This window comes from Pseudoclavibacter sp. VKM Ac-2867 (assembly GCF_015351275.1).
Taxonomy (GTDB): Bacteria; Actinomycetota; Actinomycetes; order Actinomycetales; family Microbacteriaceae; genus Pseudoclavibacter.
Map to the genome: position 1 here is coordinate 624208 of NZ_JADKSL010000001.1, position 22702 is coordinate 646909.

Annotated in this window: 24 protein-coding genes; 8 read left to right on the forward strand and 16 right to left on the reverse strand. The window is 69.9% G+C overall.

Going from position 1 to position 22702, the window contains the following annotated elements; translation table 11 throughout:
• Positions 1-33 precede the first annotated feature (33 nt).
• Complete coding sequence (locus ITJ67_RS02770) at positions 34-1203, reverse strand: MFS transporter (protein ID WP_194676645.1); 1170 nt, start codon at positions 1201-1203, stop codon at positions 34-36.
• 23 nt (positions 1204-1226) lie between these two features.
• Entirely contained in the window at positions 1227-1937 is a 711-nt protein-coding gene (locus ITJ67_RS02775; protein ID WP_160071336.1) for a GntR family transcriptional regulator, read from the reverse strand.
• 78 nt (positions 1938-2015) lie between these two features.
• Here ITJ67_RS02775 and acnA point away from each other — a divergent pair, with 78 nt between their 5' ends.
• The 5 genes from acnA to ITJ67_RS02800 are packed head-to-tail and all read left to right on the forward strand — an operon-like array spanning position 2016 to position 8374.
• Positions 2016-4694, forward strand: a complete 2679-nt coding sequence (gene acnA, locus ITJ67_RS02780; RefSeq protein WP_194676646.1) for an aconitate hydratase AcnA — start codon at positions 2016-2018, stop codon at positions 4692-4694.
• 20 nt (positions 4695-4714) lie between these two features.
• Positions 4715-5188 carry a ribonuclease E activity regulator RraA gene (gene rraA / locus ITJ67_RS02785; protein ID WP_323741369.1) on the forward strand — a complete coding sequence of 158 codons (474 nt, stop codon included), beginning with the start codon at positions 4715-4717 and terminating at the stop codon, positions 5186-5188.
• Positions 5189-5230: 42 nt separating this feature from the next.
• Positions 5231-6235 carry a Bug family tripartite tricarboxylate transporter substrate binding protein gene (locus ITJ67_RS02790; protein ID WP_194676648.1) on the forward strand — a complete coding sequence of 335 codons (1005 nt, stop codon included), beginning with the start codon at positions 5231-5233 and terminating at the stop codon, positions 6233-6235.
• A complete protein-coding gene (locus tag ITJ67_RS02795) occupies positions 6232-6810 on the forward strand; it encodes a tripartite tricarboxylate transporter TctB family protein (protein ID WP_160071340.1) in 579 nt (192 codons plus the stop codon). The genes ITJ67_RS02790 and ITJ67_RS02795 overlap by 4 nt, the downstream gene beginning before the upstream one ends.
• A 1-nt stretch (position 6811) precedes the next feature.
• Positions 6812-8374 carry a tripartite tricarboxylate transporter permease gene (locus ITJ67_RS02800; RefSeq protein WP_160071341.1) on the forward strand — a complete coding sequence of 521 codons (1563 nt, stop codon included), beginning with the start codon at positions 6812-6814 and terminating at the stop codon, positions 8372-8374.
• Between the two features lie 27 nt (positions 8375-8401).
• Here ITJ67_RS02800 and ITJ67_RS02805 read toward each other — a convergent pair whose 3' ends face one another.
• From ITJ67_RS02805 to ITJ67_RS02825, 5 genes are all read right to left on the reverse strand, one after another.
• Positions 8402-10282, reverse strand: a complete 1881-nt coding sequence (locus ITJ67_RS02805; RefSeq protein WP_160071342.1) for a heavy metal translocating P-type ATPase — start codon at positions 10280-10282, stop codon at positions 8402-8404.
• Between the two features lie 191 nt (positions 10283-10473).
• Positions 10474-10836, reverse strand: a complete 363-nt coding sequence (cmtR, locus tag ITJ67_RS02810; RefSeq protein ID WP_160071343.1) for a Cd(II)/Pb(II)-sensing metalloregulatory transcriptional regulator CmtR — start codon at positions 10834-10836, stop codon at positions 10474-10476.
• Between the two features lie 66 nt (positions 10837-10902).
• The gene (locus tag ITJ67_RS02815; RefSeq protein WP_160071344.1) at positions 10903-11577 is read right to left on the reverse strand and encodes a GntR family transcriptional regulator; all 675 of its coding nucleotides are present in this window, start codon (positions 11575-11577) and stop codon (positions 10903-10905) included.
• Positions 11574-12524 carry an ornithine cyclodeaminase family protein gene (locus ITJ67_RS02820; protein WP_194676649.1) on the reverse strand — a complete coding sequence of 317 codons (951 nt, stop codon included), beginning with the start codon at positions 12522-12524 and terminating at the stop codon, positions 11574-11576. The genes ITJ67_RS02815 and ITJ67_RS02820 overlap by 4 nt, the downstream gene beginning before the upstream one ends.
• Positions 12521-13534 (reverse strand): proline racemase family protein, encoded by a 1014-nt coding sequence (locus ITJ67_RS02825; RefSeq protein ID WP_194676650.1) that lies wholly within the window; start codon positions 13532-13534, stop codon positions 12521-12523. Before ITJ67_RS02825 ends, ITJ67_RS02820 begins: the two co-directional genes overlap by 4 nt.
• Positions 13535-13664: 130 nt before the next feature.
• Here ITJ67_RS02825 and ITJ67_RS02830 point away from each other — a divergent pair, with 130 nt between their 5' ends.
• Together ITJ67_RS02830 and ITJ67_RS02835 are read left to right on the forward strand one after the other, a co-directional pair.
• Positions 13665-14702 (forward strand): DNA polymerase IV, encoded by a 1038-nt coding sequence (locus ITJ67_RS02830; RefSeq protein WP_194676651.1) that lies wholly within the window; start codon positions 13665-13667, stop codon positions 14700-14702.
• 95 nt (positions 14703-14797) lie between these two features.
• Positions 14798-15994 carry a benzoate/H(+) symporter BenE family transporter gene (locus tag ITJ67_RS02835; protein ID WP_194676652.1) on the forward strand — a complete coding sequence of 399 codons (1197 nt, stop codon included), beginning with the start codon at positions 14798-14800 and terminating at the stop codon, positions 15992-15994.
• A gap of 66 nt (positions 15995-16060) precedes the next feature.
• On the opposite strand, the gene ITJ67_RS02840 is transcribed toward ITJ67_RS02835, so the two are convergent.
• The 8 genes from ITJ67_RS02840 to ITJ67_RS02875 form a co-directional block, all read right to left on the reverse strand.
• Positions 16061-16333 (reverse strand): GlsB/YeaQ/YmgE family stress response membrane protein, encoded by a 273-nt coding sequence (locus ITJ67_RS02840; protein WP_160071349.1) that lies wholly within the window; start codon positions 16331-16333, stop codon positions 16061-16063.
• 42 nt (positions 16334-16375) lie between these two features.
• Positions 16376-17212: a glycosyltransferase family 2 protein gene (locus ITJ67_RS02845; protein WP_160071350.1), complete on the reverse strand. Its 837-nt coding sequence runs from the start codon at positions 17210-17212 to the stop codon at positions 16376-16378.
• The gene (locus ITJ67_RS02850; RefSeq protein ID WP_160071351.1) at positions 17209-18228 is read right to left on the reverse strand and encodes a glycosyltransferase; all 1020 of its coding nucleotides are present in this window, start codon (positions 18226-18228) and stop codon (positions 17209-17211) included. Before ITJ67_RS02850 ends, ITJ67_RS02845 begins: the two co-directional genes overlap by 4 nt.
• Positions 18225-19295 (reverse strand): glycosyltransferase, encoded by a 1071-nt coding sequence (locus ITJ67_RS02855; RefSeq protein WP_160071352.1) that lies wholly within the window; start codon positions 19293-19295, stop codon positions 18225-18227. The genes ITJ67_RS02850 and ITJ67_RS02855 overlap by 4 nt, the downstream gene beginning before the upstream one ends.
• Positions 19292-20434, reverse strand: coding sequence for a glycosyltransferase (locus ITJ67_RS02860; RefSeq protein ID WP_194676653.1), 1143 nt, complete (start codon positions 20432-20434; stop codon positions 19292-19294). The genes ITJ67_RS02855 and ITJ67_RS02860 overlap by 4 nt, the downstream gene beginning before the upstream one ends.
• 93 nt (positions 20435-20527) lie before the next feature.
• Entirely contained in the window at positions 20528-20749 is a 222-nt protein-coding gene (locus tag ITJ67_RS02865) for a hypothetical protein (RefSeq protein ID WP_104242346.1), read from the reverse strand.
• Positions 20750-20751: 2 nt separating this feature from the next.
• Positions 20752-21060, reverse strand: coding sequence for an ATP-dependent DNA ligase (locus ITJ67_RS02870; protein ID WP_104242344.1), 309 nt, complete (start codon positions 21058-21060; stop codon positions 20752-20754).
• A gap of 87 nt (positions 21061-21147) precedes the next feature.
• Entirely contained in the window at positions 21148-21507 is a 360-nt protein-coding gene (locus ITJ67_RS02875) for a hypothetical protein (RefSeq protein ID WP_194676654.1), read from the reverse strand.
• Positions 21508-21704: 197 nt separating this feature from the next.
• On the opposite strand from ITJ67_RS02875, the gene ITJ67_RS02880 reads away from it, so the two are divergent.
• Positions 21705-22151, forward strand: coding sequence for a DUF805 domain-containing protein (locus ITJ67_RS02880; protein ID WP_160071354.1), 447 nt, complete (start codon positions 21705-21707; stop codon positions 22149-22151).
• Positions 22152-22227: 76 nt separating this feature from the next.
• Here ITJ67_RS02880 and ITJ67_RS02885 read toward each other — a convergent pair whose 3' ends face one another.
• A complete protein-coding gene (locus ITJ67_RS02885) occupies positions 22228-22701 on the reverse strand; it encodes a MarR family winged helix-turn-helix transcriptional regulator (RefSeq protein ID WP_194676655.1) in 474 nt (157 codons plus the stop codon).
• Position 22702: the final 1 nt, after the last annotated feature.

Genomic DNA, 22702 nt, shown 5'->3' on the forward strand with positions numbered 1-22702 from the left:
CCGAAGCGCGAGCCCGCCAGCGTCGAGAGGCGCCTATTCTCGCTTCCGTTGCGAGTAGGCGACGGCGGCTGCGGCAGCGAGGGAGCCGCCGATAGCGACGAGCACACCGCCGCCTCCTGTGATCGGGGTGAGGAGCCCGGCCCCGGCGGGGATGACGGACTGTGCGAGCCTGTTGCCGACCAGCCGGAGGGAGAGTGCGAGGCCGCGCTGATCGACCGGCGCGACGTCCGTGAGCCAGGCCATCGTGATGGGCTGGGTGACGCCGATGGCGAAGCCGTACAGCACGGCCGAGATCACGAGCCAAATGGGACCGATAGGGAGCCCGGTGAGCGCGAGCGTGACGGCGGCTACCCCCAGCGAGATGAGGAGGAGCAACCGTCGCGACAGCCGTCGACTGAGTGCGGGGAGGGCCGCTCGCGATGCAAGCGTCGCGAGCGCGCGGCTCGTCAGCATGAGACTCACGAGGGCGGCTGAGACGCCGGGCTGCGTGCTCAGTGCAGGCCAGAAGGCAAGCGTCACATCGACGGATGCGATGGCTATGCCACCCGCGACGACGGCGCGGAAGGCACCCGGCTCCTGCAGGATTCGTCGGCTCGAGGCGAGCGATCCCGGCCGCTTGGACGTCGTCTCTCCGCGTGAGCTGCTCCCCAGGAAGACGCTGGCGATGCTGAGCAGGACGGCCGCCACCATCGCCGACCCGAAGACGAGGGGGAGGTTCGGGCCAGGACCAGAGGGGCTCGGGACGGCGAGGAGCAGCGGGCCGAGGGCCTGGCCGATGGACGCGGAGAGCGTGTAGAGGCCGAACGCCGACTCTCTTGAGCCGCTCTTCGAGCGATTCGCGACTGCGGTCTGCTCGCTGATGATGCTCAGCAGGTGGCCGACGCCGAGCACGAGCGCCGCGATCATGAGCCCGCTGACACTCTGCACGGAGACAAGGGCGATGCCGATCGCGGCGATCAGGAGGACACTGCCCAGCAGTGCGATGGTTCGCTCGCCGCGTCCGTCGGTGAGCCTGCCTGCGGGGAGGGCGAGGAGGAGCGCCGGGAGCGCGAACGAGGTCGCGAGCAGGCCGATGACCGCTTCCTGCCCGCCCGCTTCGAGGACCGCGAACGAGAGCCCGGGCCGGACGGCGTACGTCAGGACCTGGACGAGCACGGCGTGGATGATGATCCACGGCCACTTCGAACCGTTCGCGCCGGCCATTCAGCCGAGCCCCGCCAGGTGGGTCACTCCGCGGTTCCGCTGCGTGGCGCTGTGCTCGTCTCGAGGGCACCGATCGCGCGGCGCGCGAGGCTGTGCGTGATGTGGGCGTGGGAGAGCTCGCGAGCTCGCACAGCGTCGCCCGCCACGATCGCGTCACGGAGTGCGCTGTGCTGGCGGTGCACCCTGGCGCGGTCCTCAGGCGTGGGAGTCCAAGCTCGAAGGGCCCGTTGGCGGTAGAGGTCGGTCTTGTCCCAGAGTCCATCGAGGATGCCGAGGAGCGTGGGGTTCGCTGCTGCCCGGTAGATCGAGCGGTGGAAGCGACGATGGGCGTCGAGCGCTTCTGCGGAGGCAACGCCGGTGAGCGGCTCGAGTTCGCCGAGCGCTGCGTCGATGCGGGTGAGGTCGGAGTCGTCGCGACGTTCGGCCGCCAGGGCGCAGGCGAGGGGGTCGGCGGCGGCGCGGACCTCGTAGAGGTTCTGGGCCTCCGCCTGGGAGAGCGGAATGACTCGAGCGTCCCGGTGCGCGCCGAGGTCGACGAGCCCCTCGGTCGAGAGGCGCTTGAGTGCTTCCCGCAGTGGAGTGGTGCTCAAGCCGAGCTCTGCGGCGAGCTTCGTCTGGCCGATGACGTCACCTGGTGCGTAGACGCCGGTCAGGATACGACGGCGGAGTTCCTCGTAGGCGAGCTCGCTCTTGCTTCTGAAGAGCGGCCGCGCGGGGGAGGCAGGGGCTGGCATGTTCTGATCGTAGCAAGCGTCCCGGTATCATGTAGCATCGAGCCTATAACCTACAAGGCAGTAGGAGACGGAGGAAGCATGCTGACGGACACCGAAGCGACGACGAGGGTTCTCGCCACCGCCTACGGCGACCTCGAGATCTGGCCCATCGGAGCCGTCCCCGGGGCGGAACGGCTGCCGTTCGCGCACCGCATCATCCTCGAGAACCTGCTGAGACATCACGACGGTGAGGTCGTCACCCGGAAAGACATTGACGCGCTCGTCTCCGGGGGTGCTGGCACACACGACATCGCGTTCCATCCCGCTCGCGTCTTCCTACACGACACGAACGGCGTGCCCGTGCTCACCGATCTCGCGGCCATGCGCGATGCCTTCGCTGCACGCGGCATCGATCCAGCGCTCCTTGATACTGAAGTTCCTGCTCAGCTCACCGTCGACCACTCGGTGGTCACGGACTTCTTCGCACGGCCGGACGCCCCCGCCCTCAACGTCCGCCGCGAGTACGAGCGCAACGCCGAGCGGTACCGCTTCATCAAGTGGGGGCGTGAAGCGTTCTCCGGGCTTGAGGTCGTGCCGCCCGGTGCCGGGATCATGCACCAGGTCAACGTCGAGTATCTCGCCGACGTCGTGACGGTGCGCGACGGCTGCGCGTTCCCCGACACCGTCGCTGGCACCGACTCGCACACCACGATGGTCAACGGCCTCTCCGTCCTGGCATGGGGCGTCGGCGGCATCGAGGCGGAGGCCGCCATGCTCGGCGAACCTGTCACGATGCTCATTCCGCCCGTCGTGGGCGTCGAGCTCATCGGACGCCTGCGACCAGGCGTGACGGCGACGGACCTGGTGCTGACACTCACCGAGCGGATGCGGGCCCTCGGTGTCGTCGGCAACATCGTCGAGTTCCACGGGCCAGGAGTCGCCGAGATCTCGCTCGCGACACGATGCACGATCGCCAACATGAGCCCCGAGTTCGGCTCGACATCGGCGATCTTCCCGATCGACGAGGCGACGATCGAGTTCTTGCTCATGACAGGGCGAAGCGAGCAGCAGGCGAGCCTCGTGGAGACCTACGCGCGAGCCCAGGGTCTCTGGAGCGACCCAGGCAACCCGGCCGAGTACGACCGACGGGTCGTCGTCGACCTCGACGGCATCACGCCGAGCCTGGCCGGCCCGCGGCGGCCACAGGACCGCATCGAACTGGCGGATGCGCCCGCCGCGACCGCGCGAGCCCTCGCGGAGGCGCACCAGGTCGCGCCGCTCGTCTCCGGCGAGGGGGAGCGTGCCGTTCCCGATGGCGCCGTCGCGATCGCGTCCATCACCTCCTGTACCAACACGTCGAACCCCGCGGTCATGATGGCGGCCGGGCTGCTCGCGCGAAACGCCAGGGCGCGCGGCCTGCGGTCCAAGTCGTGGGTGAAGACGAGCCTCGCCCCCGGGTCTCGAGTCGTCACCGACTATCTCGCGAAGGCCGGGCTCATGTCGCCGCTCGAGGAGCTCGGCTTCGGGCTCGTCGGGTTCGGGTGCATGACCTGCATCGGCAACTCGGGCGACCTCCTCCCCGAGGTGCTCGCCGGCATCGAGCGTGACGGCATCGTCGTCGCCTCCGTGCTGTCGGGCAACCGCAACTTCGACGGCCGCATCAACAACGACGTCGGCATGAACTTCCTGACCTCCCCACCGCTCGTCGTCGCCTACGCGCTCGCCGGCACGATGCACGTCGACCTGACCCGCGACCCACTCGGGCACGATACGGCGGGGACCCCGGTCCACCTCGTCGACATCTGGCCGAGCGACCAGGAGATCCAGCAGGCCGTCTCGAGTTCCATCGACCCCGAGATGTACACCGACGCCTACTCGACCATCTTCGACGGCGACGAGAACTGGCAGGGGCTGGATGCGCCGCGCGGCGACGGCTTCGACTGGGAGTCGGCCTCGACCTACCTGCAGCGGCCCCCCTTCCTCGAGCTCGACGCTGCCGCGGGCAGCGCCGACATCGAGGGTGCGAGAGTGCTCATGTTCCTCGAGGACTCGGTGACGACCGACCACATCTGCCCCGCCGGGCGCATCCCTGCCGCCAGCGCGGCGGGCAGACATCTGACCGAGCTCGGAGTCAGCGCCCGCGACCTGAGCAGCTACGCCTCGCGGCGCGGCAACTGGCGGGTCATGAAGCTCGGCGGCTTCACGAACACCCGCCTCGTCAACCGCCTGGTACCGGCAGGCAACGGCGGGAGCACGCGCGACTTCCTCGCAGGGGGGCCTTCCGCGACGGCGCCCATCCGCGAGATCCACGCCGTCGCGGACGCCGCGGCCGACGCGGGGGTACCGCTCATCGTGCTCGCAGGGCGTGAGTACGGAACAGGGTCGTCCCGGGACTGGGCCGCGAAGGTCACCCGCCTGCTGGGAGTCCGGGCCGTGATCGCGCAGTCCTTCGAGCGCATCCACCGCTCCAACCTGGTCGGCATGGGCGTGCTCCCGTTGCAGTTCGAGGAAGGGGCGAACGCCGACACGCTCGGGCTCGACGGCACCGAGAGCTTCAGCATTCGTGGCCTCGCGGCCGACGCCGACGTGCCCGACCGCCTCGAGGTGGTCGCGGTGCATCCCGAGACCGGCAGCACCACCTCGTTCGTCGTGCGCGCACGCGTCGACACCTCGCTCGAGCAGCGCTACCTCCGTTCGGGCGGCGTGCTGCCGTACGCGCTCGACCGCGCCGCTGCGCGACACCAGCAGAAGCCGGCAACCTCCGAGAAGGGCGAATGAAGATGGCAGGCAGCACCCACGTGAGCACAACCGATCTCGTCGACCAGTACGAGGACAGCATCCAGTCGTGCGACGTGCAGCTCCGCGACCTCGGCGGGTTCCTCCGATTCTCCGGGCGCATCGCGACCTTCCGCTCTCCCGTCGACAACCTCCAGCTCAAGGCCATCGTCGAGGAGCCTGGCGACGGCCGCGTCCTGGTCGTCGACGCCGGCGGCTCGCTGCACGCGGCCATGGCCGGCGGGAACATGGTCGCGAGGGCCGCGGCCAACGGCTGGGCGGGGCTCGTCGTCAACGGCGTCGTCCGAGACACCGAGGAGCTCGCCGCGATGCCCATCGGCGTCAAGGCGATCGGCACCAACCCGCGGCGGTCGACGAAGGACGGCCTCGGTGAGCGCGATGTCGCTGTCGAGTTCGGCTCGGTCGTCTTCCGTCCGGGCGAGTTCCTCGCCGCCGACGAGGACGGCGTCGTCGTCCTCGCCACCCCAACGGGCTGAACCGCCCACGCCACCTCCCCCCACAGGAAACAACGGAGTTTCATGTCAAAGACACCCAGATCAACGCTCGGACGCGTCGTGAACGTCGTCGTCGGAGTCTGCGCAGTGGCGATCGTCGCCTCGGCAACGGCGCTGTCCATCAGTCGATCATCGGCGGCCGAGGACGTGAGCGCGAACCTCACGCTCATCGCTCCCGCTGGCCCCGGCGGCGGCTGGGACGGGTTCGCCCGCGAGCAGCAGCAGGCGCTGCGCGCGACGGGCCTCGTCGGCAACGTGCAGGTCGTCAACATCCCGGGCGCCGCCGGAACCATCGGACTCGGCACCTTCACGACCATGACGGGCCGCAGCGACACCCTCCTCGTGACCGGGTCGGGCATGACCGGCGGAATCGCGCTCAACGACTCACCGGTCGGCTTCGACGACGTGCGACCCGTTGCGAAGTTCGCGGAGGACTACGACGTCATCATCGTGCCAGCCGACTCCCCGCACACGACCCTCCAGGAGCTCGTGGATGCGTGGGCAGCCGACCCGAAGTCCATCCCGTGGTCGGGCGGCTCCGCAGGCACCATCGACCACCTGCTCATCGCCGAGCTCGCGCAGGCCGCGGGCATCCCGCCAGCCGAGCTGACCTACATCCCGAAGTCGGGCGGCGGCGAGGCGATCCAGGCGCTGCTGAACGGCACGGTGGATGCGGTCGCGACCGGGTACAACGACGTCTCCGACCAGATCGAAGCTGGCAGAGTCCGCGCCCTCGCGGTGAGCGGGGCTGAGGAGCTGGAAGGCGTCGACATCCCGACGATCATGTCGCAGGGCTACGACGTCGAAGTCGCCAACTGGCGCGGACTCCTCGCAGCCCCCGGGGTGAGCGACGAGGCCTTCCAGCAGCAGCTCGAGATCTTCAGCGAGCTGCGGGAGAGCGACGAGTGGCAGGAAGTGCTGACTCGTCTGAGCTGGGAGGACTCCTGGCTGACGGGACCGGAGCTCGACGCGTTCCTCGTCGAGGACATGGCCCGCACCGAGGCACTACTTGAGGAGCTGGGACTGTGACCGCACACACCGAGACGCATCTCGACGACTTCGACACCGGGGAAGCCCAGCAGAGCTGGTGGACCGGACGATCCGGGCTCGTCTTCCCCGCCATCCTGGTGGCCTTCGCGAGCTACCTGCTCTACGGCCAGGTCACGATGGACGTCGCCCCGGACACTGATCCGCCCGGCCCCGGGTTCTTCCCCGGCGCGATCATCGCGCTCCTCTATCTGTTCGCGGTGCTGTTGGCCATCGGCATCATCCGCAAGCCGCAGCTGCCGGAGGACGTGCACAGCGACCTCCGCACCGCGGAGATCAGCGTGCTCGGCCAGGGCGGTCCGCGCTGGTACAGCGACTGGTCTCGCGTCGCGTGGGCGGTCGGCGGGTTCGTCGCCTTCATCCTGCTGCTCCAGCCGCTCGGCTGGATCCTCGCGGCCGGCCTGCTGTTCTGGACCATGGCGCGTGCGTTCGCGTCACCCAGCCCCGTGCGGGACATCCTCGTCTCGCTCACCTTCTCATCAGTGCTGTACCTGCTGTTCGCCGGGCTCCTCTCGGTGAACCTGCCAGCCGGAGCGATCTTCGGCGGAGGGATCTGACATGGACATCATCAACAGCCTTCTCGGCGGCTTCGAAGGGGCACTGACCCCGATCAACCTCATGTGGGTGTTCATCGGCTGCCTTCTCGGCACCGCTGTCGGCGTGCTTCCCGGTCTCGGCTCATCGATGGCAGTCGCGCTGCTGCTGCCGATGACGTTCGCACTCGACCCGACCGGGGCGTTCATCCTGTTCGCCGGCGTCTACTTCGGCGGCCTCTTCGGCGACTCGACGATGGCCATCCTCATGAACACGCCGGGCTCGTCGTCGGCGATCGCCTCGACCTTCGAGGGGCATGCGATGGCGAAGGCCGGACGCGCGCCGCAGGCACTCGCGACGGCAGCCATCGGCGCCTTCATCGGCGGCTTCGTGTCCTCCATCGCGGTCGTCTTCCTCGCGCCAGCGCTCGCGGAGCTCTCGTCGAACTTCGGGCCCGCCGAGTACGTGGCGCTTGCGCTCTTCGCCTTTATCGCGACCTCGTCGATCGTCGCCGACTCGGTGGTGGCCGGACTCGCGAGCCTCACGCTTGGCCTCGGCATCTCGGTCATCGGCATCGACTCGGTGACGGGCACGGAGCGCTTCACAGCTGGCGTGCCCGAGCTGTTCGACGGCATCTCGCTGGTCACGGTGACCGTCGCCGTGCTCGCGCTCGGCGAGGTCTTCCGTGTGGCGTCCCGGGCCCGCCGCGAGCCAGCGAGCGTCTCGATGATGTCGAGCCGCACGCCTCGCCTGTCTCGCGTCGAGTTCTTCAACGCACTCCCCGCGTGGATCCGAGGCACGGGCATCGGCCTGCCCTTCGGTGTCATCCCCGTCGGCGGCTCTGAGGTGCCGACGTTCATGGCGTACAGCCTGGAGAAGAAGATCGACGGGCGCCGCAAGGATCCGGAGTTCGGCAAGGGTGCCATCCGCGGTCTCGCCGCGCCGGAAGCGGCGGGCAACGCGACGACGGGCACCGCCATGGCATCGCTGCTCGCCCTCGGGCTCCCGGTGTCCTCGACTGCCGCGATCATGCTCGCCGCCTTCCAGCAATACGGCATCCAGCCTGGGCCGCTGCTCTTCGAGCGTGCGCCCGACCTCGTCTGGGGCCTGCTCGCGAGCTTCTTCATCGCCATGGTCGTGCTGCTGCTGCTCAACCTGCCGCTCGCCCCGCTCTGGGCGAAGCTCGCAGACATCCCGAAGCAGTACCTCTATCCGGGCATCGCGGTGTTCTGCGCGATGGGCATCTTCGCGACGTCCGCCTCGATCTTCGACCTGTGGATGCTGCTGCTGCTCGCCCTGCTCGGCTTCGCCATGCGCCGCTTCGGCATCCCGCTCGCACCGCTCATGATCGGCATGGTGCTCGGGCCCCTCATGGAGACGAACGTCCGGGACGCGCTGCTCAGCTCAGGCGGCGACTACTCGGTCTTCTTCTCGAGCCCCATCGCCGTGGCGCTCTACATCGTGCTGGCCGGGGTCGTCGCCTTCACGATCGTCGGACGGGTGCGCTCGTACCGACCGAAGAACGTCGAGTTCCAGACCACGCGCGAGACGAACTTCGAGGTGTCGGGCAAGAAGCGCCGCGACTAGGCGTCGTCGGCCCGGGGGCGCCGCGGATCAGCGACGGCGGGCCGCTCGGACGCCGTTCAGGATGACGAGCAGCTCCGCGGCTTCGTGGACGAGCACGACCCCAGCGAGGCCAAGCACGCCGAACAGCGCGAGCGGGAACAGGACCACGATGATGGCGAGTGCAAGCGCGATGTTGACCGTCATGATGCGGCGTCCGCGTCTGGCGTGTGCGAACGCGCTCGGAAGCAGCCTGAGGTCGCTTCCCGTGAAGGCGATGTCCGCGGACTCGATCGCCGCGGCGGCACCATGGGTTCCCATGGCGATCCCGACGGTTGCCGTGGCAAGCGCCGGGGCGTCGTTGATGCCGTCGCCGACCATCGCGGTCGGCGTCTGGGACGCCAGCCGTTCGATGACGCGGGCCTTGTCTGCGGGAAGCTGCTGGGCGTGCACCTCGGCGATACCCGCCTGCGATGCGAGCGCCTGCGCGGTCTGCGTGTTGTCCCCGGTCAGCATGAGGGAGCGGATGCCGAGCCGGGAGAGCTGATCGATGGCGTCCGCAGCATCCGGGCGCAGCTCGTCGCGGACGCCGATCAAGCCCGCGATGCTGCCATCGACCTCCACCACGACGACCGTCATGCCATTGCCCGCCAGCGTCTCGGCCGCGGCCTCCAAGCCGAGCGGCGGGAGCCACCTCGTGTTGCCGACTCGCACGGCCGCGCCATCCACCTGGCCGGCTATGCCGAGCCCCGCGAGCTCCTCGACGTCGGCGGCGATCAAGGGGGTCTCACCCGCCGCAGTGATCGCGCTGGCGAGCGGATGCCCGCTGACGGCCTCGAGGGCGGCCGCGAGGTCGACGACCCCTTGCCCGGTCCAGGCGGCCCCCGGAACGACCTCGACGACGCGCGGGTCGTTCATGGTCAGCGTGCCCGTCTTGTCGAACGCGATCGTTCGGATCGTTCCGAACTGCTCGAACGCAGCACCGGACGTGATGACCACACCGAGCTTCGAGGCGGAGCCGATCGCGCTGATCACGGTCACCGGGACGGCGATCGCGAGGGCGCAGGGAGAGGCCGCGACGAGCACGACCAGCGCGCGCTCGGTCCAGAGCGCCGGATCTCCGACGAGGAAGCCGAATGCCACGATGAGCAGCGCCAGCACGAGCACCGTCGGCACAAGCGGGCGGGCGATGCGGTCAGCCAACCGCGCGCGGTTCCCCTTCTTGGCGTGAGCTTGCCGGACCAGCTCGACGATCTGGGTCAGCGAGTTGTCGCGGCCATCGGCCGTAGCCTCGATGCGCAGAGCGCCGGAGATGGCGATGGTCCCGGCCGCGATCGCGTCTCCAGGCTCGAGCTGCACGGGGATGGACTCGCCCGTGACCGCCGACGTGTCGACGTTCGAGCGGCCCTCCAGCACGATGCCATCCGTGGCGGCGCGGTCTCCGGCGGCGAGCTGCAGTACATCTCCGCGACGCACCTCGCTGGCCGGAACGGTCGCGGTGCCGCCGGCGCGAACCACGATCGCCGTCTCCGGGAGCAGCGCGAGGAGCGCGCGCAGCCCATCCTTGGCCCGCGACATCGCGCGGCCCTCGAGCGTCTCCGCGAGGGAGAAGAGGAACGCGAGCGCTGCGGCCTCGCCCACGTGCCCGAGGAGCACGGCCCCGATCGCGGCGATCGTCATCAGCAGCCCGACCCCAAGGCGGCCCCGCGCGAGGCGACGGAGCGTGTCGGGGACGAAGGCCGAGGCCCCGGCCAGCAGGGCGACGCCATGGAAGACGACCGCGGCGGCGGGCGCCCCGCCCCATTCGAACCCGTAGCCGACGATCAGGGCGACGCCCGATACCGCGGACGGCAGGAGCGCCCGATCCCGCCACCAGGGCGCAGCGACGGGCGGTCCGCTTGCGGGCTCGGTCGCTGAGGCCGGTGAAGCCAATGAGGTCGCCGAAGCCGCTGAAGCCAGCCGAGGTCCGCAGCAGGCATCTCCGTCGTCGTCTCCGCATCCCGCCGCGACGACCGGCGACGGAGGAAGGTTGCCGGAGGCGGGTGACGGCCCCGAGCGGAGCAGCAGCGGCCGACGCGGGGCGCCTCCTCGCGGGGGTTCGGCCGGGCCGCAGCATTCTTCGCTCACGCTGGACCAGCCACTTCCGAGGCGCACGCCTCGCAGCTGTCGCAGTCGGACGCACACGGGACGCCCTCATCGACGGCCAGGACGGTCTCGATCAGCATGCCGAGCGCGCGGGTGATGTGCGAGTCGGCGATCTCGTACCGCGTCTGCCGGCCCTCGGGGCTCGCGACGACGATGCCGCACCCCCGCAGGCAGGCGAGGTGGTTCGAGACGTTCGTGCGAGTGAGCCCCAGCGACTCGGAAAGGCGCGCGGGGTACCCGGGGCCGGAGAGGAGCGCGAGCAGGATCCTCGATCGCGTGGGATCCGCCATCGCCCGACCGAGCCTGTTCATCACGTCGAGCCTCGAAGCAAGAGTCAGCATGGAGTGACTATACAGCGAAGAGTGACCTGTCTGGTGGGTCAGGCTGCCTCCACCACCACGGGCGAGTCAGCGTCCGGCCCACTCTCCACGCACGTGGCCGATGTGCTGCGCCACCAGCTCCTGCATCCGCGCTCGATCGCGGTCGAGAGCTGCCTCGATCATCTGGCCGTGCTCGAGCGTGGACGCGGTGAGCTGGCCGGCTTCGGCGAGCGGCAGCAGATTGTGGAGTCGGCTGCGCTCGCGGGCACGCCGCACGATCTGGACGAGCTCCGGGTTGCCGTGGAGAGACAGGAACGAGGTGTGGAACTCGGTGTCGGCCGTCAGGTAGGCGACCATGTCGTTCGCCGCCTCAGCCCGCTGCATCGCCTTGACGAGCGGGCGGAGCGAGCGGATGCGCGCCACGTCGTCGTCGCTGTGCTGCTCGGCGATGTCGCCCATGACGGGCACCTCGAGCAGCCGGCGCACCTCGGCGAGGTTGTCGAGCTCGGCGCGCGTGACCTCCGTCACGCGGAACCCCGTGTTCGGCAGCACCTCGACCATCCCATCACGCGACAGCTCGAGCATCGCCTCCCGGACCGGGGTCGCCGAGGAGGCGAAGCGGGCGGCGAGCGCAGGCGCCGAGTAGACCTGGCCGGGGGCGAGCTCGCCGCCGATGAGCGCGGCTCGCAGTTCCGCGGCCACGCGCTGCCGCACGGAGTCGCGCCGGCCCGGGCTGGGCTGCGCGCCGGCGGGAGTGCTCATCGGCGACGCTCGTCGGCGTCGGCGATCGCCCGGGCCAGCACGAGGTCCTCCCACGACATTCCGGCGCTCTTGAACACCACGGGTCGCCGGCCGAGCGGCCGGCGGGTGCCCTGCACGAGATCGGCCATCGGGATCAGGTCCCGCGCGTCGAGGGCGCCCTCGCCGATGGCCATGATGACGTCGCCGCACTCGCGCAGCGCCGCCGCGACGTCCTCGACGATCACGTCTGCCCGGCCGAGCAGCGCACCCGGCAGCTCGCGTGCATCCGGCGAATGCGAGCCGACCGCCACGACCACGGCGTCGTCGCGCACGAGTTCGTCGGGGAAGAGCGGGGTCGAGGCCGTCGTCGTGCACAGGATGAGCCCGGCCGCGCGGGTTGCACCCTCGGCCTCCTGGCTACCCGCCGCGAGCACGGCGTCGAAGTCCTCGCTCGTGGAGACACGCTCGGGGGAGCGGACCACCGACGTGACGCGGCCGACCTGCCGGGTGCCCTCGAGCACGGCCCTGACCGTGCGCACGTGCGCTCTCGCCTGGGGGCCGGCACCATAGGCGACAACCTCCAGTGGGCCGCGGTCTCGCTCGAGCGCATCTTTGACCGCCGCCACGGAGACAGCCGAGGTGCGAATGTCGGTGAGGGCCGGCCCGTCGATGAGGGCGCGAGGCGTGAGCGTCTCCGCGTCGAACAGCACGTAGAGGCCCTGGATGCGGGCGAGTCCCCGCGCCGGGTTGTCCGGTGCGATCGTCAGCAGCTTGATGCCGGCGCTGTCCGCGGTCTCGGCCGGCATGAGCAGGAACTCGCCGTGCTCAAGCGACTCGAAGATGCGCGCGTGGTCGGTCTCGGGACGGAACCCGTCGGCGAGGGCGCGGCGGAGTGCATCCACCGCCGCCGTCGGGGAGAGGAGCGCCGAGACGTCATCAGCGCCGAGGTGGGGGATGCGCGCGCTCATCGCAGCACGAACCCAGGCGTCATCTCGTCACGAGGGTCGACCTCGAAGACGCTCTCGCCGGTCTTGTGCGCCATGCCCGAGACCTGCGTCGTCGTAGCGCGGCGCCCGGCCTCGACGCCCTCAGCGACGACGCGGGCGAGGAAGCGGGAGCCGACGATGGAGTCGTGCACGAGCTCGGACCCGACGGGCAGCGCGCCCTGCTCGGTCAGTGTCGCGACCCGGGCGCACGTGCCGGAACCGCAGGGGGAGCGGTCGAGCTCACCGTCGGCGAACACCGTGGCGTTGCGCTGGCGGACGACGCCGTCGGCGCTGTGGTCGGAGAACAGGATCGTCCCGTAGACGCCGCTCAGCCGTGCATCGCTCGGATGCTGGGCGTGCGGCGAATCGTTCAGGAGCCACTTCACCTCCCGCCCGAACGCGATGACCTCGCTCACCTCCTCCGGGTCGATCGACAGCCCGACGGTGCTCGCGTCGACCTGCGCGTAGATGGCCCCGGCGAAGGTGAGGTCGGCGAGCACCGCGCCCCTCGACGTCGAGACGGGGACCTGCTGCGCGAGCACGTAGCCCGGAACGTTGATGAAGTCGGCCCCCGTGACGGTGCCATCTGGGTCGGTGTGGACCCTCGCGGTCACGCGCCCGGATGGGACATCGATGATGACGTCCGTCGTGCCGCTGCTCTCGGCGGCGACGAGGCCGCTCTCGACGGCCCACACGCCGAGCGCGATCGTGCCGTGCCCGCACGCCGTCGAGAACCCGTCCTTGTGCCAGAAGAGCACCCCGAGGTGGGCGCCGTCGTCGTTCGGCTCCACGATGAAGCCGCCGTACATGTCGGCGTGCCCGCGCGGCTCGAAGCAGAGCAGCTGGCGGACTCGGTCGACGGTGGGGGAGGCCATTGCGGAGACGCGCTTGCTCGCCACGTCTGCGCCCTCGATCGGGATCCCGAGCTCCGGCACGATGCGGAACGGTTCGCCTGCCGTGTGGTAGTCGATCGTCGCGTAGCGCTCGCGCATGAAGCCTCCAGAAAGATTGCAATTGCAATCACACTAGAGCACAGTGCGCGCGACCGACAGGGTGGGCGTGAGACACGCGACTCGCGCATCGCTCGAAGCCTGCCTAGAACATAGGTACGATGGCGGGGTCATGAACTCGTACCTGCTCCATGCCGACGCCGACTCCTTCTTCGCATCGGTCGCCCTGCGTGACCGGCCGGAGCTCGCAGCCAAGCCCGTCGCCGCCGTGGCGCACCTGTTCATCGCCAGCGCCAACTACCCAGCGCGGGAGTTCGGCATCCATGCCGGCATGCTCGTCACCGAGGCGCGTGAGCTTTGCCCACGGATCCTGCTCGTCGAGGCCTACCGCCAGGAGATCGAAGCGGTCGGGGATGCGCTCTACGCGCTCTTCGACTCGGTCGCGCGGGGCATCGAGCCCGGCTCGATCGAGGAGGCGTTCCTCGACGTCGGGGCACGCTCGATCGAGGAGGCGCAGAGCGTCGCCCACGAGCTGCGTCGCCGCGCCGCGACCGAGCTGCGCATCCCCGTCAGCGTCGGCATCGGCCGCACGAAGCTCATGGCGAAGCTCGCATCGAGAGCAGCGAAGCCCGACGGCGTGCACGTCATCGACGAGGTGCGTGAGCTGGAGCTGCGCACCGAGCTGCCCATCGGTGAGGTGTGGGGAATCGGGGCACGCACCGAGGCGCGGCTCATCAAGCTCGGCGTCGCTCGCATCGGCGATGTCGACGTCATCCCGCGCGACGAGCTGCTGCGGGTCTGCGGAACGGGGATGGCCAGGCGGCTGTGGCGCATCCGCGCCGGCACGGACGACGCGATGATCTCGCCCATCCGGCACCGCACGAGCCTCACCTCGGAATCGTCGACCTCGGGATACGCACGGGCCGACCGCACGCCGGAGGAGGTCGTCGAGGGCTGCGTCGAACGCGTCTGCCACCGCGCGACTCGGGCGGGTCTCAGCGCGACGGGCATCAAGCTCGAGCTGCGCCCCGTCGGGCTCGGCCCGGTCAGGGAGAAGTACCAGGGCATCGACTCGAGCGCGTCCTTCGACGTTTGGATGCCCGTCGCGAAGAAGCTGCTCGTCGACTCGAGCACGTCGGAGCTCGAGTCCGCGAGCGTGACGCTCACCGGGCTGGTTCCGGTCGAGATGGTGCAACCGACGCTCTTCTGACGATCCCGCCTCGTGGTTTCGTCTGCCCGGTGCCCTGCCCCTACGCTGAACTGCAGATCGCGGGATGCGCGAGCGGACGAGACGAGGACCCAACGATGAGCAGCACTCTCGAGCCGCGCGAGGGCATCCTGCGCCCCATCTCGGCGGGCGTGGTCTCGGCGCTCGTGGCGTTCACGAGCTCGTTCATCGTCGTGCTGACGGGCCTGACCGCCGTGGGGGCGAGCGCAGATCAGGCATCGAGCGGCCTCCTCGCCGTGAGCGTCACCATGGGCCTCGGGTGCATCCTGCTGGCGGGCTGGACTCGACTGCCCATCACCGTCGCCTGGTCGACCCCGGGTGCGGCCCTGCTTGCGGCGACGGGAACCATCGAGGGCGGCTGGCCGGTCGCGGTCGGCGCGTTCCTCATCACGGGACTCCTCATCGTCGTCACGGGTCTCATCCCGCAGCTCGGCGCCCTCGTCGCCCGCATTCCCGTCTCCGTAGCCCAGGCGATGCTCGCGGGCGTGCTCTTCCAGCTCTGCCTCGGCCCGATCACCGGCATGGCGGAGAACCCGCTCGCCGTCGCGCCCGTCGTCGTCGCCTGGCTGCTCGCGCTGCGCTTCCTGCCTCGGTGGGCCGCGCCGATCGCGTTCCTCGTCGCGGCGATCGTCATCGGCGTGCACATCGTCGCCTCTGGCGCCTCGGTCCAGGCCGCCGACCTCGCCCCGCGCCTGGAGTTGACCGCCCCGGAGTTCTCGGTCGCCGGCATGATCGGCATCGCGCTGCCCCTCTACCTCGTCACCATGGCGTCCCAGAACGTGCCGGGGGTGGCCGTCATGAAGGGCCTCGGCTTCGCGGTGCCGTGGCGGCGGTCGCTCATCGCGACCGGCATCGGCACCGTCGTCGGCGCCCCCGCCGGAGGCCACGCCATCAACCTCGCCGCCATCAGCGCGGCCCTCGCCGCGGGGCCGGAGGCGGGAGAGGACCGTTCACGGCGCTGGGTGGCGAGCGTCACCAATGGGGTCGTCGTCATCGTCCTCGGCGTGGCATCGGCCGCATTCGGAACGCTGGTCCTGCTCGCCCCGGCCGGCGTCATCGCCGCAGTGGCGGGGCTTGCGCTCATCGGCACGCTCGCTGGCTCGCTCAAGGCGGCGCTCGCCGAGACGGGGGAACTCGTGCCTGCCGTCGTGACCTTCGCGACCGCCGCATCCGGCATCGCGATCGGCGGAGTCAGCGCGGCCTTCTGGGCGCTGCTTGCAGGCCTCATCGTGCGCTTCGTCGTGCGGCCCCGCCGCCCATCCACCGAGAGCTGAGTTGTGGTCGTCTCGGGCGACGAATGACGACCACAACTCAGCTCTCGGCGGATGCGCAGCCCGAGGTCAATCGTTGCGGGGCGCCGTGATCCGAACGATCACGAGGTAGACGGCGAGGGAGGCGACGGCGCCTACGATCGCCGAGGTCCAGTTCGGCAGCGAGAACGGGTCGCTTGTGCTGCTCCAGAACAGGACGCTGCTGAGCCAGCCCCCGAAGAGCGCGCCGAGCGCGCCCACGAAGAGCGGCGCGATCCAGTCGTCGCGCCTGCGGGTGGGCAGGAAGCGCTTGGCCAGCACCCCCAGCAGAAGGCCGATGGCGAGGAAGGCGAAGTAGCTCACGCGTGCTCCAGAGGTTTCGGGGGAGAGGTCGAGGCTTCCAGCCTAAGAGCCCGCGGCCACCGCGCAGGCCTCGTCGCCGACGCCGCCCACGATGAGGCCGCGCTCGCGGAACGCCTGCAGCCAGCCGACCATGGGCCACTCGCCCCAGCGCTCGCGGAACACGTTCGCGTTGCGCGCGATGTCGGCGACGTGCTGCACGGGAGGTGAGGAGGTCGGATGCCACTGGTGATAGGCGCGGGCGCCGCCCACCCAGGCGAGCCCCACCCCGGCGTCTCCCGCGAGTCGCGCGAAGTCGGTGTCCTCGCCGCCGTACCCGTCGTACCCCTCGAAGAACCCGCCGATCCGCTGCCAGGTGGCCGCGGTCGTCGCGAATGACAGCGACCAGAACAGGTTCCTGTCCTCGCCATCGACCACGGCTCCGGGAGACGGGGCAGGCCGGGCCGGGTGCGGGGCATCCAGCAGCTCGATGCGCTCGCCGTCGTAACCGGCAGGTCCCGGCTGCTCGAGGTAGGTGACCGGCCCGCTCAGCAGCGTCCCCGACCAGCGGGCATCCGCCGCAGCAGCGTGATACGAGGCGACGAGCCCACGGCCCGGGATGCAGTCGACGTCGAGGAAGATCAGCAGCTCGGCGCCGCGCGCGAGGGCAACTCGAGCGCCCTCGTTGCGGGCAGCGGCGAGCGGGAGGGCGCTCGTGTCCGCAGCGACATCCACGACGATGCCGGCGAGGCGATCGGCGGCGGCCAGCCGTCCCAGCTCGGGATCGTCCATGGCCACCACGATCGTGTCGTCCGCGGGGTGGGACTGGCGGAGCAGGCCGGCCCGCAGCGCCCTGAGGTGCGAGTGCCTGCCGTGCGCGATCGTGACCACCGCGGTTCTCATCTGCTCGCCATCCGGTCGAGCAGGGCCGCGGCGCGCAGCGCGCCGGCCCCGTCGTTCCAGCTCGCCCAGTTGCGTCCGTCGAGACGTGCCGCCTCGTCGAGCAGTGCGGCCCAGTCGTCGCGCTCGAAGCTGTTCGTGACGATGACGGGCAGGCCGGGGGTGGCGGCGAGGACCCTGGCTGCGGCCGCCTGCTCGTCGTGCGGTCGATCCTGCGGGACGACGACGGCGGGAACCTGGGCGGCGGCGACATCGGCGATCGCGCCCTGCCCCGCGTGCGTGAGGACAAGCGAGGCTTCGCGGATGCGCGGGCCGGGGTCGGCGACCCGGTTCCCGGGAGTCGTGCCGATCTCGTCCCATTCGACGCCGGGCGTCTGCCGCTTGGCCTCGCGGATCTGCGCGGAGCTCATGCCGCCGCCGCCGCTCCCCGCGAGCACCAGGACTCGCGTGATGGGGCCGGGCCCGCGGCCCGTCGAGCGCTCGGCTGCGGAGATCGCGCCGACGGCGTGCAGGCGAGCCAGCACACGAGCGGATGCGCCGGGCAGCATGCCCTCCGCGCTCGCCGGCCAGGCGGCGAGGACGGCATCCGAAAGCCCGAACCCGAGGGTGTGCGGCGCGTCGGTGCGCACGCCGGGCAGCGCGACCGAGACCACGGGGACGCCGTGCAGGCGGGCGAGTGCCGCGACTTCCACTGACACGTCGGAGACGAAGAGCGTGGGCGCGGCGTCGGCGATCCAGGCGGAGATGCGGGCCATGCGCCGTCGCATCCCCTCGTCGTCGACGGGCGCCCAGTGCAGTGCACCGTTCGCCGTGGGTTCGAGCGGCGAGACAGCGAGGTCGTCGCGCTCGAGCCGGATCCAGGGGCCAAGCCAGGCCTCGGGTTTCGGCAGCGTCGAGAGCCCCGTCACCGGGGTCGTGCACTCGCGTGCGATGGCGAGCGCACGTCGCGCGTGCCCGCCGCCTCGGTGGTGCACGTAGTAGCCGATGCTTCCCGTCTCGGACGGGCCTGTGTCGCTCATGCCGCTTCCTGCCTCTCACTCTGTGCGCCGCCGAGCAGCGCCTCGTACTCGTCGACCATCCGCTCGAGGGAGCAGAAGGCGACCGCGCGCTCCCGCGCACCCTCGCGGGGCAGCCTCGCGGCCTCGAGCAGTGCGGCGGCGAGAGCCGGCACGTCGTCGCGGGCCGCGAGCCTGCCGCTGCGCTTGTCGATGATCTGCGGAAGCGCGCCCCGATCGAACGCGGCGACCGGCGTGCCGGCGGCGAGCGACTCGGCCGCGACGAGACCGTACGGCTCGTCCCACCTCGGCGTCACGAGTGTCACGCTCGCCCGCCCGAGATGCTCGAAGAGGGTGGCCTGCTCGAGGTGCCCGAGGTACCGGATGCGCCCACCGAGTCGGGGGCGGATGCTGCGCTCGAAGTACTCGGGATCGAAGATCGGCCCGGCGATATCGAGGTCGACCTGCGCGAGCTCGGCGGCCGCGATCGCCAGATCCAGTCCCTTCTCCGGCACGATGCGACCGGACCAGAACGCGGCACCGCCGCCCGGCCCCGGCAGGAGACGGTCGGTGTCGACGCCGTTGAGGATCACGGTGCTCTCGATACTTCCGGCCCAAGCATCCCGCATGTGCGAGCTGACGGCTATGAAGGTCCCAGTTGACCCGCTGATGCGGACGGCCGACTCGATCCACCCGACGGGCGGCGTGTGCAGCGTCGTGAAGAAGGGCACCCCGAGCAGGCCGGACATGGCGACGGGAAGGTGGTGGATGCTGACGTTGAGCACCGCGTCGAAGCGCGCCTTCGCGGTCTGCGCGAGGTCGAGCATGAGGGCCAGGTAGGCGTGGTGCTCGTGCATCCATTCGACGGGCATCGCGCCGACGTCCTGGCGGGCCGTCTCGCTCATGGTGAAGCTCTCGACGGAGAGGTGCTCGACGCCCAGGGCTGGGTCTGAGCCGGGGGCTGCGAAGAGCGTCACCTCGTGGCCGCGACGCTTGAGCGCCAGGATGAGGGCGTGGGTGTGCGACTCGAGCCCGCCGGCGAAGGGTTCGCTGATGGGGAAGCGGGAGGGGCCGATGACACAGATTCTCAACTCGCAACACGCTCCAGGCTCAGGACGGACGTGTACACGTCGAGGTGCGCGGCCGCGATCCGGCCGCGCTCGGCGGCACGCGCCTCTGGGTCGGGGCGTGGAGTCTGCGCGCGCGCTGCTGCGAGCACCGCCGCCTGCAGGGAGTCGACATCGAGGGTGCCGGAGGGGTCGCGGCGGTACTCGAAGACGGGTCCCTGGTCGGCGAAGTAGCCCACATCGGGCGCGACGACGGCCGTGCCGAGGTCTCGGCACGCCTCCATCCAGCCGGAATGCGTGCCGAAGCGGTAGGGGAGCACCGAGGCGTCGAGCGATGCCAGGTAGTGCCACAGCTCCGTGTCGCTCAGGTAGTCGTGGATGCGCAGCTCGATGCGCCCAGCATCGGCGAGCTCGCGGAGCCGGGCCGAGAGCTCTGGCTCGAACTTCGCGCCGGCGGGGTCGAGGAGCTCGCGGTGCCCGTTGACGAGCACGTCGAGGGTCTCCTCCCGCGCGCTGAGGTCGACGAGCGCCTCGATGACGGGCAGCGGATCCAGGCTCGCGCGCAGGCTCTTCGCGTGCACGCCGACACGGAATCGACCGCCGGATGCGGTGCGCCCGTCGATGGCGGCGTTCGCCTCGTCCGGCTCCACGATGTGCGGGTGCGGTACAACGATCGGGCGGCGCCCCCAGCGGCGCTCGATCTCATCGGCGGCGCCTGCCGTAAGCGTGATGAGCCCATCAGCTGCCGGGATCAGGATGTCCAGGTGGGCGGTGTGCGCGTCAGGGGTGTCGTGGTGCGGGTTCGTGAGGTCGTGCACGGTGTAGACGAGCGGCTTGCCGTGCCTGCCCAGTGCATCCACGATCGCCCGTAGGGACTCGGGAGAGAGGGCGTCGAAGCCGAAGTGCACGTGGAAGACGTCGAACTCGGCGGCATGCTCGTCGATCCAGCTCGAGTCGAGCATGACCGGCGGCCACCAGCGATCCGTGGCGGGCCGTCCGGACCCATCCGGGTGCGGGTCAGCCAGGCGTACGACCTGGTGCGAGGAAGGCGCGGAGGAGACGGGAGCGAGGTGCCTGACGTAGACGTGTCCCGAGGGGACGCTCGCAACCCTGATGGTTCGGCTGGTCTCGCCGAGGAGTTCTGAAGTACTGAGGGATGCCACTTATCCACATAACCAGGACAAGTGGAGGAGCGTACGACTCTTGACAGTCCTCGGCCTCCGTGCATGCGTCAGCTGCTTCGCACCGCTGACGGGTCAGTCGCCCGGGTACGGCTCCACGACCACGATGCCGACCCCGGGGCCGACCAGCAGATTCGCGGGCTCGAGGCGCCCCTCGCCGCGGTCGCCGCGCACCCAGAACCACTCGCCGGCGGCCACTCGGGCGAGGATGTCCTCGCGGAAGGCATCGACGTCGGCGACGAGCTTCGAGAACGTCTCACCCTGGTACAGCAGCTCGATCCTGGTTGACGTGCTCATGTTCATGAGGTCCTCTCTGCGGGTTCGGCGATGACGGCGAGGCCCGCCTGCGAGTTGGCACCCTGCACGAGCGCCTCGACCCACGAGCGGTTGATGTGCACCTGCCTGCTGCCGAGGAACTTGAAGCGGATGGGCACGGCCGGGTGCATCCATACGGTGCTTCGCCCGTCCCCGCCGGCGTTGTTGTCCTTCCAGCTGAAGAAGAACGACTCTCCGCGGCGCAGCTTCGTGCCGATCGCGAGCTGGAGGTGTGCCAGCAGGCGGTCCTCGAAGTCGACGGTGACCTCGGAGTTGTAGATGAACTTCCCCACGCTGGATCCTGCTTTCTTGTCACTGGCACATGGTGTGCGCCGTCCATTATCACTCTCAGAGCGCCGACCTGTGGCCAGCGCGCCCAATCAGAGTTCGTCGAGCCAATCCGGATGGGGCACGCGAGGGTCATTCGAGGAGCCCTCCTCGACGAGCTCCACTGGCGCGTAGCTCTTGTTCTCGAGCTCGGCGCGCAGCTGCGTGAAGGTGGCAAGCGCCTGGCTGTCGTCGAACTCAGGGAGCTCGGTGTCGACCGTCTCGGTGGCGATCTGGCTCGACGGGCCGACCAGCACGGAGAGCATGTTCGACGTGCCGTCCGCGTGCCGCACGGGGATCTCGACGATCCCAGCCTGGTGCACCTCGGCGAGTGCCGCCGCGTATCCCACGAGCTCTCGCGCGATCTTCGTGCTCGTGAAGTAGACACCACCTGCGTAGTGAAGCTGATCCATCGTTCCCCCAGACGGTCGCGGGTGTGCAGAATTTTCTGAGTCTCCCAGCCCCACTTGGGTGTGCTCGGAGTATTGCATTCTGATTCGTTGTATGAAGCTGATTCCGGGCTTTGCCAAATCGAAACCTGGCGTTCATTGCTCCGCCGCTACGCTCAGGGAAGTTCCTATGTATCGGCAGTGCCTGATTGGAGTCCGTGATGTCTACCCCTCAGCTCGACGCCCCGCTCTACCCACCGCTCTACGGAGCCAGCTTCGGGCAGGCGGTGAAGCGCTTCTTCAAGAAGTACGCCGTCTTCTCCGGCCGCGCGAGCCGCAGCGAGTACTGGTGGTGGTGGCTTTTCGGTGTCATCGTCAACGCCGTGTTCTTCCTCATCGGCTCACTCACCGGAACGACCTCGGTCGACACCACAGAGGGATTCTCGGCCGCAACCTTCGGCAACCCCGTTGTCACGGTCATCCAGTCGATCTGGGGCCTCGCGATCCTCATCCCGGGCCTCGCGCTGCTCTTCCGCCGCCTACACGACACGAACCGCTCCGGCTGGTGGTGGCTGATCCTGCTCGTGCCGCTGGCCGGTCCGATCATCATGCTCGTGTTCCTGATCGGCGACTCGCGTCCAGAGGGTGCCCGGTTCGACACCCAGTAGCCTCCTGTTCCGAGAGACACGAAACCGCCACCGTCGTTCGAGGGTGGCGGTTTCGTCGTTCGAGGCAGGGGGCAGGTCAGCGTTCGGGGTTCACGGCCTCGGCCACGGCGCCGAACCGGCCGAGCAGCCCGGAGAAAACGCGCAGCTCGTCCGGCGTCCAATCGCGCAGCACGGCGTGCAGCCGGTGCCGGTTGCGGGCGCGCACCTCCGTGACCCGCTCGACCGCGAAGATGGTGGGGGTGAGGATGCGTGCGCGCCCGTCGTTCGGGTCCGCCCCGACGGTGAGCAGCTCGAACTCCTCGAGCATCCGGATCTGGCGGCTCATGACGCTCTTGTCGATCGCGAGCTGTTCGCCGAGGGTGCCGACGTGCGCGGTCTCATGCTGCACGAGCGCCGAGAGGATCTTGTAGCCGATGGGCTGCAGCGAAGGGTGCACGGCGACTGCGGACTCGCTCCACGTGGTGCGGACGCGCCGGTAGAACGTGCCGAGCTCCGACTCCACCGAGGCGATCGCCTCGGCGAAGTCGGCGTCGTCGGGTGACTCAGGCATG